This is a genomic window from Nocardia sp. NPDC004654 (assembly GCF_040609595.1).
GTDB lineage: Bacteria > Actinomycetota > Actinomycetes > Mycobacteriales > Mycobacteriaceae > Nocardia.
In genome coordinates, this window is record NZ_JBEXKI010000005.1 from 569,507 (window position 1) to 585,715 (window position 16,209).

At 68.4% G+C, this 16,209-nt stretch carries 11 protein-coding genes and 1 pseudogene; 2 read left to right on the top strand and 10 right to left on the bottom strand.

The window, feature by feature from the left end:
* Positions 1-111: 111 nt before the first annotated feature.
* Together ABZV58_RS20285 and ABZV58_RS20290 are read right to left on the bottom strand one after the other, a co-directional pair.
* Positions 112-1,473: a serine hydrolase domain-containing protein gene (locus ABZV58_RS20285; RefSeq protein ID WP_355001670.1), complete on the bottom strand. Its 1,362-nt coding sequence runs from the start codon at positions 1,471-1,473 to the stop codon at positions 112-114.
* Positions 1,474-1,726: 253 nt separating this feature from the next.
* Complete coding sequence (locus ABZV58_RS20290; protein ID WP_355001671.1) at positions 1,727-2,575, bottom strand: helix-turn-helix transcriptional regulator; 849 nt, start codon at positions 2,573-2,575, stop codon at positions 1,727-1,729.
* Between the two features lie 87 nt (positions 2,576-2,662).
* On the opposite strand from ABZV58_RS20290, the pseudogene ABZV58_RS20295 reads away from it, so the two are divergent.
* A pseudogene (locus ABZV58_RS20295) lies at positions 2,663-3,475 on the top strand (NAD(P)-binding domain-containing protein); the annotation flags it as partial.
* Between the two features lie 41 nt (positions 3,476-3,516).
* Here ABZV58_RS20295 and ABZV58_RS20300 read toward each other — a convergent pair.
* The 3 genes from ABZV58_RS20300 to ABZV58_RS20310 form a co-directional block, all read right to left on the bottom strand.
* Positions 3,517-4,011 carry a GNAT family N-acetyltransferase gene (locus ABZV58_RS20300; protein WP_355001672.1) on the bottom strand — a complete coding sequence of 165 codons (495 nt, stop codon included), beginning with the start codon at positions 4,009-4,011 and terminating at the stop codon, positions 3,517-3,519.
* Between the two features lie 146 nt (positions 4,012-4,157).
* Positions 4,158-4,826: a hypothetical protein gene (locus tag ABZV58_RS20305; protein ID WP_355001673.1), complete on the bottom strand. Its 669-nt coding sequence runs from the start codon at positions 4,824-4,826 to the stop codon at positions 4,158-4,160.
* 614 nt (positions 4,827-5,440) lie between these two features.
* A complete protein-coding gene (locus ABZV58_RS20310; protein WP_355001674.1) occupies positions 5,441-6,979 on the bottom strand; it encodes an alpha/beta hydrolase in 1,539 nt (512 codons plus the stop codon).
* A 246-nt stretch (positions 6,980-7,225) separates the two neighbouring features.
* On the opposite strand from ABZV58_RS20310, the gene ABZV58_RS20315 reads away from it, so the two are divergent.
* Positions 7,226-8,668, top strand: coding sequence for an alpha/beta fold hydrolase (locus ABZV58_RS20315; RefSeq protein WP_355001675.1), 1,443 nt, complete (start codon positions 7,226-7,228; stop codon positions 8,666-8,668).
* 115 nt (positions 8,669-8,783) lie between these two features.
* Here ABZV58_RS20315 and ABZV58_RS20320 read toward each other — a convergent pair whose 3' ends face one another.
* From ABZV58_RS20320 to ABZV58_RS20340, 5 genes are all read right to left on the bottom strand, one after another.
* Entirely contained in the window at positions 8,784-10,412 is a 1,629-nt protein-coding gene (locus ABZV58_RS20320; protein ID WP_355001676.1) for a TlrC/CarA/OleB/SrmB family ABC-F type ribosomal protection protein, read from the bottom strand.
* 193 nt (positions 10,413-10,605) lie between these two features.
* Complete coding sequence (locus tag ABZV58_RS20325) at positions 10,606-11,826, bottom strand: DUF418 domain-containing protein (protein ID WP_355001677.1); 1,221 nt, start codon at positions 11,824-11,826, stop codon at positions 10,606-10,608.
* Positions 11,827-11,948: 122 nt separating this feature from the next.
* Entirely contained in the window at positions 11,949-12,698 is a 750-nt protein-coding gene (locus ABZV58_RS20330; RefSeq protein ID WP_355001678.1) for a hypothetical protein, read from the bottom strand.
* A gap of 201 nt (positions 12,699-12,899) precedes the next feature.
* Complete coding sequence (locus ABZV58_RS20335) at positions 12,900-14,273, bottom strand: three-helix bundle dimerization domain-containing protein (RefSeq protein WP_355001679.1); 1,374 nt, start codon at positions 14,271-14,273, stop codon at positions 12,900-12,902.
* Positions 14,274-14,735: 462 nt separating this feature from the next.
* Entirely contained in the window at positions 14,736-16,163 is a 1,428-nt protein-coding gene (locus ABZV58_RS20340; RefSeq protein WP_355001680.1) for a S8 family peptidase, read from the bottom strand.
* Positions 16,164-16,209 lie beyond the last annotated feature (46 nt).

The following is a 16,209-nucleotide window of genomic DNA, read 5'->3' on the forward strand; positions in this document are numbered from 1 at the left end:
ACAAGATCACTTTCCGCACTCGGTGCAAGCAAGAGGCCCTGTCGACTACCAGGACCGCGGTTCAGGTGGCCTCGGGCGAGGCGAGGTAGCGGACGGCGGCCGCGCCAAGGCTCACGCGTCGATGCGCTGGAACAGCCGCCCCGCGAGGTCGATGCCGACAATCCGGCCGTTGTCGTCGCGGGAGAAGTAGCCGAGCTGTCCTCGCAGGCCGCCGTCGGTGACGACGTATTCGTCGCGGTCGCCGGGCAGCAGGCCGATAGCGGCGGCCGGGTAGTCCGGCGGCAGTTCCTGGTCGGAGGCCGCGCGAATCTTCGGCTTGATGCCGACCGCGAGGCTGAGTCCGGTCGCGTCGGCGGCGATGGTGAGCGTCATGGCGTCGATGTCGTAGGTGCCCGCCAGTTCCGCGGCGCGCGTCGCGTCGTAGGGCAGCGGTTCGGGGTCGCGGTCGAGGACGTTCAGGTAGTGCTCGAGCGCCCAGCGCACGACCACCTGGTTGCAGGCGATGCCCTCGGGTCCGGCGTTGGACATCACGACGATCGCGAAGTCGTGTTCGGGGACGATGAGCAGTTCGGCGAACTGTCCGTTGCCGGAACCGCCGTGGCCGATGGCCCGCACGCCGTCGATGTCGCGCAGGAACCAGCCGATGCCGATGGCGTCGCCGAACGAGCTCGCCCGCAGTTCGACGGTGGGACGACGCATCGCGAGCAGGCTCTCGGCAGGCAGCACCGCGCCACCGTTGCCGAGCTGGAAACGGGCCCAGCGCAATTGGTCGGCCGCCGAGGAGGCGAGGCCGCCGCCCGGGTTGTTGGCGCGCGTGGGCCGCCATGTGCGCGCGACCGTCAGCGAACCGTCCGGCTCGGCGTTGTGCCCGTCGGCGAATCGGCGGGCGGTGATCTCGCGCGGATCGAAGAAGCTGTGCGACAGGCCGACCGGCGCGAAGACGAGCTCGGCGACCGCCTGCTCGAACGACTGTCCGGTGACCTTCTCCACGATCCGCCCGGCCAGGTTGTATCCGGCCTGGCTGTAGGAGGCTCGGTCGCCGGGTGCGGCGATCATGTCGAGTTCGGGGAGCCGGGCGACGAATTCGGCCAGCGCGTCGTCGCCATCGCCGGTGTCGACGACGAGGTTCCAGTCCAATCCCGCGGTGTGGTTGAGCAGGTTCGCCACGGTGATCCTGGCGGCGGCGTCCTCGTCGGCGAGTACGAGCTCGGGGATGTACTTCCGCACCGGGGCGTCGAGTTCGACGCGTCCTTCCGCGACCAGTCGCATGAGCGCGGTCGCGGTGTAGGTCTTGGTGATCGAGCTGAGCTGGAACAGCGTGTCGCTGTCGACCGGCTGCGGGTTGTCCACGCTGGTGACGCCGTGGCAGGCGAAGACTTCCCGGCCGTCGGCGAGCACACCGACCGCGAGACCGGGAATCCCGAACTTCACGGCGGTCGCTTCGACGAACTCGGACAGGGTGACATCGGACATCGGCGTTTCCTTTCGTGTTTCTGGAACGCCCATGACAATGCCGACCGTCGCTGACAGCGCACTGACAGCGCGCTGATCGCCCATCAGCCGCGCGGCACACCGCGCAAGTATGCGGTGCACGCCATCCCGCACGATTCCATCACACGCCCGACCCCGCTGGAGTGTCTCGCATGTGCAAAGCGAGAGCGTGGTGAGCCGTTGATGGAGCGTCGATCGACACCTTCGCGCTGATGCGACAGCTCGGCGGGTTGTCCTAGTCGGCGGCCACCGGCAGGCGACCACCGAGCTTCCGCAGCGCCCGCTCGGAGGCGGAGCCCGGTTCGGCGGCGAACAGATCCAGCCCGCAGCACGACGGCGCGTCGGGAAGCGAGACGAGTTCGCGGTGCAGCGTGAGTTCCCCCGCGATCGGGTGGCGCAGCACGTACGTTCCGGACCGAAGCCGCGCGACGGAGTGCCCCGCCCACATCCGCGCGAAATCCGGGCTGAGAGAACGCATGCGCTCGATGTGCGCCGAGAGATCGCGATCGCCACGATGCCGCCCGAGCAGCACGCGCAGGTGCGCCACGTGCTCGTGTGCCACCCGCGACCAATCGGCGCCGTGCAGGTCGCGCAGATAGGGCTCGGTGAACAGGAGGTGCGACAGGGTGCGGCGGTCTTCGGGCAGTGCGGGGAAGTCGCCGAACACCGCCACGGCGAGGTCGTTCCAGCCGACGATCTGGGTGTGCCTGCCGATCAGCAGCGCCGGTGTCATCACGAACGACTTCAGCAGGTAGCGCAAGCCCGCGAGCGCTTCCGGCGCGGCAGTGTCGTCCGCACACGCCTTGGGACGCCGTGCGATCCGGTGCAGGTAGGCCAATTCGTCGCCGTCCAGGCGCAGTGCCGTGCCGATCGCGTTCAATGCCTCGTTCGAGACACTGTCGCTCTTGCCCTGTTCCAGGCGCGTGTAGTGCGCGATGCTGACGCCCGCGACCCGAGCCAGCTCCTCACGCCGCAGTCCGGCGACCCGGCGCACTCCCCCGTAGTCGCGCAGCCTGACGTCCGCCGGGCGCAGGCGCGCGCGGCGGGACTTGAGGAACTCGCTCAGCTCTGTCCGGTCGTCCACGTGACAACGCTACGCCCGAGCTCGGTGGGTGATCACGCCGTGAGTACGCAAACTCCGGGCCTGGTCGGGTGATCGCGTCGGTTCCATGCTGTCAGTCGGGCCAGGCGCGCACTCGCTCGCCGGTTTCCGTCAACACGAACGAACGGAGAAGTTGTGCCGCACACACTCGCACTCATCGGCAGCGGAATGATCGGTTCCTCTGTTGCCCGCCTTGCCATTTCGGCAGGACTCGAGGTCGTCCTGAGCAATTCGCGAGGCCCCGAGACCCTCGCCGACCTGGTCGCCGAACTCGGCGGGCGCGCCCGAGCGGCAACCCCGGCGGAAGCAGCGCGCGCCGCGGACCTGGTGGTCGCGGCCATCCCGCTCACAGCCTTCGCACACCTGCCCGCCGCCGCGCTGGCCGGAAAAACGGTACTCGACACGTCCAACTACTACCCCGAGCGCGACGGCCACCTGACCGAACTCGACACAGCGACATCGACTTCCAGCGCCCTGCTGCAGAGCCATCTCCCAGATGCCCGGGTGGTCAAGGCATTCAACAACATCACCCCACACCAAATCGTCTCCCTCGCCCGTCCCGCTGACGCACCGGACCGCAGCGCCCTTCCCATCGCAGGCGACGACGCGAAAGCCAAAGCCGAGGCCACCCGCCTACTGGACGTGCTCGGTTACGACGCGGTCGACATCGGCCCCCTCGCCGCCAGCTGGCGCAGCGAACCCAACACCCCGGTCTACATCGAGCCCTATCTCGGCGAACGCCCCGCCATGAACCTCGAGGAGTTCTTCCGCTGGACACTGCAAACCCCCGGTGTCCCCGTACCCGCAGCACGGATCTCCGAGCTCGTCCGGACGGCAGTTCGCCAAAAGCCGGGCGAGGCCAGGCTCCCGAGCGCCGATTGACGTCCGCAGGCACGCTTCGAGGCCAGGTCGGCGAGCCGAAACTACGTCGTCGGGGGTTCTAGGCGAAAGAAGCGGCTACGGCGCTGCGTACCGTCGCGGCGGACGAAATGATCCGGCCGCACACCGAGTTCCGTCGCGCCGAGCTTCCGAATCGCGGCCGCCGACCGCCCATTACGCTCGTCGGTCCGAAACTGGATCCACTCCGCTCCCCGATCGAACAACTCCCGCACCAGCAGCCGCTTCACCCTGGTATTGACCCCTGTGCCCCACACCGACGGATCGAACTGCGTCGCACCGATTTCCACACCCGCAGGTGCGGACGGGTCGTAGATGATCGAGGTTCTCCCTACGATCTCCCCCCACTGACGCACAGTAAACGTCATACGCGGTGAAGCGGCCGCGGTGGGTTGCATGTCCGCCGTGAGCTCGTTGACATCCCGTGGGATTCGTCGCGGGATGTGTTCCCAGGCCAGCTCGTGGCGCAACGCCTCGAAAAGCCCGGCCGCATCGTCGGAACAGTAGTGCCGCAAGGACACGTCACCGTCCTCGAGACGAGCGGCAGGTATGCATGGTGGCCAGATCACAACCACATGCTGTCATGCCACCGAAAAGCTGATTCGGTCAGCCGAGGTCGGCAGCGCTCGACCGCTCGGCGGCTTCGGGTATGCCGAGAGATCGGTTTTCAGCTGGCCTGCGGGTAGCCGATTTCGGAGATGTCTCGGGCCAGGTCCGCCAGGGTGATCTCTGTGTTCAACGACGACACGAGTTCCTGGTTCAGCGGCCGCAGGGCGTACACGGCACGCACCGCTTCCAGGTCCACGGGGACCTCGTAGTAGTCCTCGGCGAAGCGCTGGAACGCTTCGGGTGAGCGGTCGATCAGGAGTCGAAACAGATCGGTCGCACCATCGGGATCGGCCCGGTCCGAAGGGAAGTCGATCGTGCCGTGGCGCCAGCGATCGTCTGTCGCGTCCCGCCACAAGCAGGCCGTCACGTTGGGCACGCCGTCTTCGTCGGTGAACGCCGGCTCCTCGACGAAGCGCTCGAAGACATCGGGAACTTCATCGATCACTCCCGGCCAGGGCTCGCCGTCATTGCCATATGGGCTCATCGGAGATTCGTGACTGAAGCCGCGGACATAGACCCCGGCCGCAGAGAACACGATGGCGTACTCGTCCCCGGACCCGTTGCTCATCGAGGCCATCTCCTCGCCGTCGGTCCAAGCGGCGTCGAAGGAGTAATACCGGCTTTCCCAGTCCGGGCTCAGGATCGCATCGAGCATCGCAAGCGAGCGGCACAGATCCCGCAGGTCGGTGATGGCCGGAAGCCGGCGGGCTACGTCATAGACAGTCACGGCCTCATCCAACCGGATCCCTCCGACATCGACGCCGAGCTGGCGCAGCTCGGCCCGACCGGGTACCGGCCGCTACGGGCTCGCGACACCCTCTGCTGACCTCGCCCCCAGGCTCCTGCTTCCGTCGGCGCTCGGGATTCGGGGCGACTGCTGTGTTCGTGTCTGGCCGAACCGTTGGGCTCGCGCGGCATCGTAGCCGGGAAATCGATCGCGCAGAGCTCCGTCGAATGCTTTTTGCCTGCTCACGCTTTCGGTCGTTGCGGAACTCGTACTTCGCGAGGAACCACGCCATCAGATCGGAGGCGAGGTCATCGCGGCCGTCCAGCGTGCACAACGCTACGGCGGATTGCACCAGCCGGGAGTCGCTACCCATCCCGTACGACCGCTGCTGTGGCTGTTCGGCTGCGGCAACGAGCTCTGCGAGAGTGGTCCGTCCGGCCCGCCAGCCAGCCATGGGGCCGTCGATGAACTCGACGAACTGGCCGACGCCCTCGGCGATCCGGTCCGGATCGTCGATGACGATCGAATGAGCCGAGCCGGTGAACAACCGGTCGATGGATATCAACTGTGAGAACCGATCCGGGTCGAGCGGAGCGGCTGTCGTCGGCAAGGCTTCAGGCGAACGGGATTGCGTCCGGATGGCAGGTCTCGCCCTCGGCGGGAAGGGTGCCCGAGGTCAGGTAGTCGGAAATCGCGCGGACGCCGCAGCTGGACTGTTGGGTGACGATGTGGCCGATCCCCTCGTGGATCAGTACACGGCTGCCGTCGAGGTGTTGGGCGACGTCGAGGGCTCCGGACAGGGGTGTGGCCGGGTCGAAGCGGCTGTTGAGGATCAGTGCGGGGGTGTCGGTGCGCACCTCCCAGGGGCCGGTGTAGCGGTCCGAAGGTGTCGACTGCCAGAACGCGCACATGCTGGTGCCATAGGCGCGAAGAGCCGCGAAACCTGGTGCGACGGCTTCGCGGCGCTGCGCACTCGCCCACCACGCGGGGGCGAAGCGTGGCAATTGGTTGTCGTTGCAGGTGAAGGCGCTGAAGGGCGCGTCCAACAGCGAGTAGGCGCGGTCGAGTCCGCTCGCATCGATCTGCTCGATCACGAGCTGAGCCAGTTCGGCGGCCTCGGTGTCGGTCGGCGCGGTCGCCACTCGATAGGCGAGGTGCAGCAGCCGATCGAGACCCGCCTCGCGCCACACCCACGGTTGGTAGAGCACGCCACCCACGTAGGCGACGAGCTTGGAGTAGGTGAGCGAGGTGCGGGCGCCGTCCGCCGCGACGAGTGGTATGGGATGTTCCCGCAGCCTTGCCAGCAACTCAGGAAAGGCCCGCGCCGGATCGTCGGCGGCGAAAGCGCAGGACTGCCCCGCGGCGCAGAGTCGGAGCGCTTCGTGCATCGCCTCCGCCGTCGCGACATCGCTCCCGGTTCGTTCCGAAGACACCGAGTCGATGGGTCCGGACCAAGCTTGGACCGGATTCAGCACGCTGTCCATAACAAGCGAACCAACCTGGCGCGGAAAAAGATTCGCGTAGACAAGGGCGAGCGCGGCGCCGTAGGACTGACCAAGGAAGTTCAGTCTCGGTTCGCCGAGGGCCGCGCGGACCAGGTCGAGGTCTCGGGCGACCGCCGCCGTGGTCAGATGATCGAGCAGGGTGCCGTGGCGTTGTCGGCATGCGATGGCGAACTCGGCGTCTCGGGCCGAACGCACCGCGGCATCCTGCGGGTTCATCGGAACAACCGTGGCATCGGATCCGAACGCGACGGCTTCGGTCGGATCGAAGCAGGTTACCGCCGGTGTCGCGAAGCCGACGCCGCGCTGATCGACCGCGATCACGTCGTAGCGATCCCACACCCGGTCGTCCCAGGGGGACGGCACCGCGCCGGAAACCAAGCCGGCCAGATAAACCGACGAAGGGTAACCAGGTCCGCCCCGGTTGATGACGAGGCTGCCCAGTCGCTGCCTTGGATCACGCGCTGGCGCCTTGAACAGCGCGATACGTGCCGTAGGGCCGCCGGGCACGGTGTGGTCCATCGGCACGTCGAGTGTGGCGCACTTCAGCTGGCCCAGGCCCGGAATCTGTTCCAGCGCAGCACAATCGACCCACTCCAAGGCAGGCTCGTCCGCCTCGGCGATATCTCCGCCCACCAGTGTGGCGGCCACTATGAGAACCATCGCGCCGAGAGCTCGGCACCACCCCCGGATATCGCCCATTCCCCGAAAGTACCTGAGAACGAACGCCTTCGGATTGCTGGGCGCTCGTGGTCGGCTGGAGTGCTGATCGAGGGCGCGGGTGAGCGGCAGCGTGAGTGGATTCGCCAGGCCACCAGCACCGGTGCAGCACAACTCGACAACTCAACCTATGACCTCTAGGGTGAAACCTAGACGTACTAGGTTTGGAGCGATGAAATGGCACCACGCGCCGGTCTGAGCGCTGACCGGATCACCCGTGCCGCGGCGGATCTCGCGGATCGGGTCGGCTTCGACAACATCAGCGTGTCGGCCCTGGCCAGGCAGTTCGGCGTGAAAGACGCGAGCATGTACTCGCACGTGGCGAATCTGCGCGAGCTGCGCGCCCGCGTCGCGATACTGGCGGCGGACGAGAAGACCCTGTCGATCGCCGCCGCGGTGGCCGGGCGGTCGGGCAAGGACGCCTTGGTCGCCTACGCGGGCGCGTACCGGGACTACGCGTTGCGCCATCCCGGCCGCTACGCCGCCACCCAGATCCCCCTCGACCCCGAACTCGCCATCGACGCGCCAGGTTTCGCGCGCGCCATCGAGCTCACCTACGGCATGTTGCGCGGTTACGGCTTGGCCGAGCCCGCACTCACCGACGCGGTTCGACTGCTGCGCAGCACTTTTCACGGCTTCGCCACGCTGGAGGCGGCGGGCGGTTTCGGACATTCCCGTCCGGCCGAGGAGTCTTGGGCCGCGATCCTCGACGCCCTGCACACCGCGCTGACCCACTGGCCGACTACCGACGAGAAGGGCGAATCCATGAGCACCCGAACCGAGCCTACGGCCGCGACCTTGCGCGTGCCCGGCGCGACACTGCACTACGAGATCCGCGGCCGTGGCCCGATGCTGCTGCTTCTGCCGGGAAGCGGCGGTGACGCCGTGATCTTCGATGCGATCGCCGACACCCTCGCCGCGCGCTACACCGTCGTCGCGATCGACCCGCGCGGCTACTCGCACAGCACCATCGACTCCCCCACGCCGGTCGATCAGCGCGTCGAGGTGCAGGCCGACGACGCCTTCCACTTGATCGAACACCTCACGCCCGCAGGCGATTCCGCCTCGTTGTTCGGCGGAAGCGGCGGCGCGATCGTGGCGCTGGAGCTGCTCGTCCGTCACCCGGAGCGGATCGCCCGCGTCATCGCGCACGAACCCCCGCTCTTCGAACTGCTCCCAGATGCGGCCGAGCAGCGCGCGTTCGTCGTCGAAGTGCATCAGCTGTTCCGCACCAATGGCCTGGTCGCCGCCTCCGCTCGATTCCTGGAGGGCATCGGCGGAACACTGAAACCGCTCCCTGCTCCCGAATCCGTCCCGCCGCGCACGGCCGCCATGCTCGCCCGCCTGACGGCCAACGCCCCGCTGATGATGGAACACGAACTGCGCCAATTCACTTCGCATCACCCCGACCTCGCCGCCCTACGTCGCCACACCGACCGTCTAGTCTTGGGCGCGGGCCGCGACACCTCGCTCCACCTGCCCGCGCGCCCCGCATACGCCCTGGCCGCCGAGTTGGGCATAGAGGTCACCGAATTCCCCGGCGGGCACAGCGGTTTCACCGATGCACCGGCCGAGTTCGCCGACTTGCTTCTGCACCTCCTGTCGACCCCGCGGGGCTGATCCACGAGGAATCCGTCGAACCGGCCCAGTGCGAACGCCTCGTTGTCCTCGGGGCACCAGATCCGATCAGCTGGCTCGAGCTGGCGGCCGACCGAACACGCCTGGCCGCCGAACTTCACGCGGCCAGCGCGCCCGCCGACATCTCCATTCGTCTGCCGCCGAAGCGGTTTCGCATGGCGCGGTCGTGAGTCACCACCACGACCGCGCCGGGATAACCTTCCAACGCGGCCTCCAATTCCTCCACCAAGCCCGGGGCGAGGTGGTTGGTCGGCTCGTCGAGCAGCAGTAGGTCGGCGGGTTCGGCGACGAGCCGGGCCAGTTCGAGCCTGCGGCGCATCCCGTAGGACAGTTCGCCGAGGCGCAGGCGCAGTTCCGCGGGACGGAACAAGCCCATGGCCAGCAGGGTGTCGGCGTGGTCGTCCGGGTGTCCGAGGCGGCCCAAGGCGAATGCCTCCAGCACCGTCAGCCGCGGCGGCCACGGCAGTTCCTCCTGACGAAGGAAACCGACGCGCCCCGCGACCCGCACCGACCCTCGGTCGGGGGCGAGTTCACCGGCGAGGACCCGAAGCAGCGTGCTCTTGCCCGCTCCGTTGGGTCCGGTGATGAGCAGCCGTTCCCCGTCGGCGATGCGCAGCCCGTCGAGCCACAGCCTGCCCTCGACGACAACGTCCTCGAGTTCAGCCACCGGACAAGACATTTCGGCCTCGCTCGCCCAGACGAGGTCGACGCCGAATCGCAACGGATCCGGCGGCGCGGAGACCGGGTTGTCGGTCAGCCGCGCCACTCGCTCCTTGGCGTTGCGGATCCGCGACATCGCCCCGTGGTCGCGCCCCCGCGCGCGAAACGGTCCCGCGGCGAACACCGCGAGCGGCAGCTTCCGCGGAATCGCCTCGAGGCGAACGACGTTGGACTCCGCCAGGCGACGGTTCCTGGCCAACTCGGCCTTCCAGTCGGCGTACTCCTGCTCGCGGCGACGACGCTGGGCGGCCTTGGCGGCGAGGTAACCCGCGTAGCCGTCGCCGTGCCGAGTCACCGCGCCTTCGGCCACCTCCAGGACGGTGGAGGTGATGCGCTGCAGGAACACCCGATCGTGGGTCACCGCGACGACGGTGCCGCGATGCCCGCGCAGGTGTTGTTCGAGCCACGCAACGGCCCGGTCGTCCAGGTCGTTGGTCGGCTCGTCGAGCAGCAGCAGTTCCGGCGCGGCCGCGAGGGTCGCGGCCAACGCCAGCCGGGATCGTTCCCCACCGGACAGGCTCTCCAGTCGTCGCGAACGATCCAGCCCGGGCAGGCCGAGGCCGGTGAGCGCGATGTCGACGCGGGTGTCGGCGTCGTAGCCGCCACGCGCCTCGAAGCGGGCGAGCAACTCGCCGTAGGCGTTGAGCCGCTGCTCGACGGGCCCGGGCAGTGCGAGCGCCGCCTCCGCGGCACGCAATTCGTTTTCGAGCTCGCGCAGGTCGGCCAGCGCCAGGTCGATCGCGTCGGCCACCCTCGCCGATCCCGGGAGTTCGAGAGTCTGTGCGAGATAGCCGATTCCACCGGGGGCTGTGACGGTCGCCGTGCCGTTGTCCGGGCGTTCGCGCCCGGCGATGACATTCAGCAGCGTCGATTTGCCCGACCCGTTGTCGCCGATGATGCCGACGGTCTCGCCCGGCTTGATGGTCAGCGAGACCCGGTCGAGCACGACTCGGTCGTCGTAGCGTTTGGTGACGTCGGAGAGGGTGAGTTGAGCAGCGGTAAGCAAGGGTGCCTCCTGTTCTCGGCCGATCGGGCCGGATCGATGGGGAACCCGCACACGACGACGCGACCGCGACAGCGGTGGGGAGGGTGCGGGGATTACCGACGCGGAGCGAGGCTCGACGCGTACGGCGCGATCAGGAGAACAGGAAAATCAAACCCATGAGGTTTGCTAAGTTAGCGGCCCAATCCCGCTGGCGTCAACCCTCTTTCGCGGGGACGTGATCCGGATTACGCCACGCCGGTGCGCGCAGGTAGGTGACCGCCCGCAACAGCCATTCCACCGGACCGTACCGGTGATCGCGCAACCACCACGCGCTCAGCGCGAGCTGCGCCGCGTAGGTGAGCAGCGCCAGCCCGATCACCCCGGCGGGCGGCACCTTGTCGGCGAGCGCGAATCCGTAGCCGGTGTAGAGCACCATCAACACGATCGACTGCCCGATGTAGTTCGAGGCCGCCATCCGTCCCGCGGGCGCGAGCCGGGCGATAGCCCGCCTGGTGCGCGGCGCTCGGGCGAGCAGCACGATGCCCGCGATGTAGGCGAAGGTCATCGCCGGATTCACCAACTCCTGCACCCCGAACCACCACCACGGACCATCCCAGCCGACCGAGATCGCGAAGGTCACCGCCGAGATCGGCACACCGATGCCCAGCCCGATCGCCAGCACGCGCGGCGCCCACCGATCCAATGTCTGGCCGTCCTCGAACACACCCCGTTTGCCCGCCGCCATGCCGATCAGGAACAGCCCGAGGCTGGTCATTCCTTGCGCCAGCCAGGTGAGCAGCAGAAAGAGCGGCGCGTAGGACAGCTGCGTGTCGAGGGTGTCGGCGAAACCGCCGGTGTAGCCCTCGCGCAGCGCGGGCAGGTCGATGAATTGTGCCAGCGCCTGGTACGGGTCGCCGCCGGAACCCGGCGCGAACGCCCACAGGCACCACAGCGCGTACAGCACGCCGCCGGTGATCAGCGCGGTGCGTGGCCGCATCTTCCGCAACAGGATCAGGATGAGGCACAACATCGCGTACAGGGTCAGGATGTCGCCGATCCAGAGCAGGAAGACGTGCGCGAGCCCGATCGCCATCAGCGCCGCGCAACGCCGCAGCAATCGCGCGTTGGCCGAGACCCCCGCCCGCTGGGCCGCCGCGATCTGCAGGGTGAACGAGTAGCCGAACAGGAACGCGAACAGCAGGTAGAACCGTCCGGAGAACAGCGCGTCCACGACACCGGTGACGAGTTGGTCGACGGTGCCCTGATACCGCTCGCGCGGATGGTCTCGGGTTCCGTCGAACGACCACAACATCGTAGCGACGGTGACATTGGTGATCAGAATTCCGAACAGCGCGAAGCCGCGCAGGATGTCGAGTTCCGCGATCCGCCGTCCGGTAGTCGCGGCGGGCAGCACGGATTCGGTGGCACCGGACATGATTCGACGTTAACGGCCGACCCGGCCCGCACGCGTCCTCCGTCGGAGCGACACGCGAACCGCCCGAAGTCAGGGCGGTTCGCGACCTCCGGCGTATTGACCACGCGGGATCAGAGCGGGCGTCAGCCCAGATCCGCTACCTCCAGGTAGATCTGGCGTTCGACCGCGAGCTCGGCGAGGAAGCCCTGCGCGCCGCCGACCGACGGGGTGGCGCGGAACGCCGCCACCGCGATCTCCCCGGTGCGCAGGCGCTGACCGTGGAACTCGCGCTGCCCCAAGATGATCGGCTGCGCGGTGTCGAAACCGCGTTCGTGCACGTCGTCGGACAACGGCCTGCCGAGCATGTCGGTGACTGTGCCGGGGATGAGGCGCACGGCGACGATCTGATCGAAGCTGGGCCGCCGCGCGATGCGGTGCGCGAGATACAGCCGGCCGGGACGGCCGAAGCACAGGTGCGTCAGCAGTTCGTCACCGCCGTACGGCTGGAGTTCGGCGAAGTACACGACGTCGCGGACCGTGGCCACGACATCGCGCGCGACGATCGGCCCGCCGCGTTCCAGGTGCCCGCGGTACAGCGTGCCGCGCAGCTCGGTGCGCGGCCGGTCGCCGTGCGGATCCAGCTCCGTGAGCGGGAAGAACTCGGGTTCGAAGGTGTGGAATCCCTCGTAACCGATCCTGCGGTCGGCGCCGAGCGCGCGGCGTCCGTGCTCGTCGAGATCGACCGCGAGCAGCACCTGGAAGTTGTGTCGCGCCTCGAACGTCGGCAGATGCGACAGATAGCAGTCCACGCCCGTGCCGAACACCAGCATGGCGTGCGTGCCGGTGGCCGTGGCGCTCGACCGCTCGATCGCGTGGGTGTGTATGCCGAACATCGATGGGGCTCCTCTCTCTCCAACCCCTGTAGCTAGGGAGAGTGGCACCAAACCCGGTCACAGCCACGAGTGCCGGGCTACTCGATTCCCTGCGTTCCGGCTACTCGCCGGGGCCTATCCGTGTGCGCTGCGCGCTCGGGCCCTCGGTCACACTTCCGTTTACACTTGGATCATCGTCACGATACGCCCGAACGCAACATCTCAGTTATACGACTGAGTGACCCCGTCGAGCAGATGCTCCATGGTCTCGAACGTCGGCGCGTCGACCACATCGATCAGATTCGCGGGTACCGGCACCTTGTTCTCCGTGGTGACCTGCGCGAACTGTGCCGCGTCTCCAGTGCGGAAGCCGTGTTCGGCGGCCAGCCGCTGCAGCTCGGGATCGGTGGACAACAGGCGGCCGAGCCGATCGCCGGATTCGTCCAGCGGCACCAGCGTGTGGGTGGACAGGACCGTCGGCGACGGGTAGGTCAGCACCATGTCCGGCTTCAGCTGTCCCCGCGCGGCCGCCTCGACGAACTGGGCTTCGTAGATCATCACCAGCGGCGTCGGCCCCATCCCCGCGGTGAGGTACTCCTGGAACGGGCCCGCGCTCGAGTTCTCCGCGTAACCCTGGCCGGTGAACAGCCGCGAGACGATCGGCAGCACCCGCTGCTCGGCCTCCGCACCCTGCACGACCGCGCGGTCGTTGGCCACGAACCCGGCGATGGCCAGGTACATCGCCGCGGAGTTGGAGGTCCGCGGGTCTGTGGTGGAGACCAGGATGTTCTTGCGCACCGGATAGGTGGTGTTGTCGGGCAGGTGCGCCCACTCGGTGTTGCGGCCGACCAGTTCGAGGTAGCGGGCCATGTCGAAGGTCGGCACCGGACCGGGCCGCAGCACGCCCGCCGCGGTCAGCAGGTCGGCGATCGGGCGGAAGGTGGCGATCGCCATCGGCGAGGCGAACGGCGTGTACTTGGTGGCGACGTTGCGTGCGCGCTGGATCCGCTCGGCGGCGGGCGCGCTGGAGGGGAACGCGAAGCTGTGGTTCGCCAGGTCGATCGAGGCGATCTGGCGGGAACCCGCGGGCTCGACCTCGGCCTCGAGCCCGTGCCGGGCGAGGGCCTCGACGACGCGGGGGTCTGCGAAGAACGCCATCTTCTCCGAACCGACGACGCCGTGCACGGTGGTGAGCGCGGGCGTCGACGCCGCCGAGGGGGCGGGGTCGGGCTGGCGTACCACGAGCACGACGACCAGCAGTACGACGACGGCCAGCGCGCCGCCGAGCAGCGCGAGCTTGTTGTTCAGGGGGAACTGCCGTAGCCGGGCGGTGAGGTCCGGACGGTCGCTTGTCACCGGAGCGGTCGCGACGCGTTCGGTCGGGGCGTCCGCGGGTTCGGGTTCTAGCTCTCTGCGCACGATCCGTTCGACGAGGATCGGAACGAACTCCCGCACGGGCCGCCCGTCGAAACGCTGCCGCGCGGAGCCGATCGCGGTCTGGATCCGTTCGGCGGAATGGGTTTCGGTGTAGTTCTCGACCAGGCTGTCGGTCAACCGGCGGATCGCCTGTTCTTCGCGGACGGTGTCGACAGCCACCAGCTCTCCTCGATGTGCTCGGTCGGATCTCGCGACAGCATTCGGACACCTGCGCGCGCCGAAACCATACCGGCATTCGGGCGAAGCCGATACTCCTCGCAAACCTGCGGATCGGGCAATTCGGCTGCGGGTGAACGCATCTCGGCGGTGCGGCCCCGACGAGAAGACCCACCGTCGCGGTGCAGGTCAGCGCGTATCTACCCGTCTCGCAAGTCTCCTGCGCACCCAATGCTGAACCGCCACAAGGCATGCCATGCCGCAGCCACGGCAAACACAGAGTTCAACCCGACATCGGCTGCCCGCCATCGAATGTTGTGCCACGGTTCACCGACCGACCGCGGCACGTACCGGGCCGTGATGCCCCTTCCCACACACCGTCTGTACGCCTCGCATAGGCGGTGTCTATGCGAGGCGTACGGAACCTATGTGGGACGGGGCCGTGTGCGGGGTTGGGGCATGAGTTCAGCTGTGTCGGTCGGCGGTTGTGGGTCGCTGGGGATCCCCCACCATGGCGCGGATATCGGGGAGGTTGCCGATGCGCTGGGCGGCGCTGCGGCCGGGGGCGTCGGTTTGTGGGGAGCCGGTGGCGCGGAGCAGTTCGCGCAACCGTGCCGGGTCGCGTCGCCCGGAATCGGCGGTGATGCCCAGGTAGCAGGCGAGCGCGCCGACGACGATCGGTGACGCGCTCGAGGTGCCGCTGAATTCGTCGGTGTACCAGTAGTCTTCGTCGCTGCCGCCCTGCAGGTCGCCGTATCCGGTGGTGGTCACCTCGCGTCCCCAGCCTTGCGCGTCCACGCGGGAGCCGTAGTTGGAGAACGCCAGTCGCGACCGGGCCGGGCCGTGGTCGCGGCCGTGCGTGCCCGGCGGCGGTGCGCCCGCGCCGACCAGCACCGCGCCGGAATCGGCGGCGCCGCCGCGGAACGGGTTGCGCCACGTCTCCGGGAAACCGTCCGGGCGGGTGTCGTAGAGCGCCGCGTCGAGGTCCTCGCCGCCGTTGCCCGCCGCTTCCACCACGATGACGCCGCGTGCGGTGGCGTAGCGGATGGCGGCGAGGTCGTCGGGCCACCATTCGATGGCGATGTAGCCCAGTTGATCGGGGCGGCCCTGGTAGTTGCGGCGCGGTCCGGGCCGGTGCAGTTCGATGAGGATGATGTCGCCGGGGTTCAACGCGTCGGCGGCGGTGCGGATCGCCGTGGCCGAGCCGGGGCCGAACACCGAGACGGCGCGGATGGTGGCCTCGGGCGCGATGCCGGTGACGCCGAAACCGTTGACGTCGCCGCTGATTTCGCCCGCGACCGCGGTGCCGTGGTTACGCCAGCCTCCGTCGGCGGAGGGTTCGCCGCCGATGACGCCACCCTGATTCTGGGTGAGGTCCTCGTGGGTGAAGCGCCACGCGCCTTCGATGTCGATCACCCGCACGCCCGTTCCGCGCCCGCCGGGCCTGCTCCACGCCCAGCGCGCGTCGATCCCGGTCGGCGCGGCGTCCAGATAGCCCTGCCTGGCTTGGAAATCCGGAGTCACCGCGGGGGCGGCGGCCGCCGAGGCGGACACGGTGGACTGGGGTGCGATGGGCGGTTCCGCCGGTGGTTTGACGTACGCGCCGGCCACCGCGTCGTCCTCCCGCAACTGTTCGGCAACCGCTTCGAGGTCTTCGGCGACGCCGAGCACGGTGAAGTAGTTCAGGTACTGCGCGCCGATCGGTTCCTGGTCGGTGCCGCGCAACCGCCCCGGCAGCCGATCGGCCGGACCGAAGATCGGGGCCAGCCGGGCGCCGCCGGGCAGTGTCGCTTGTAGATGGGATCGACCAGCGGCGCTGTCTCGCAAGGCGATCGGGCCGATGGGACGCGCCGCGCCGTGGGTGACGACGATGAGTTCCGTCGGCGATCGCATCGAACCCGGTACCGGAGGCCGTGCCGAACTACGCCGCTGATCCGTT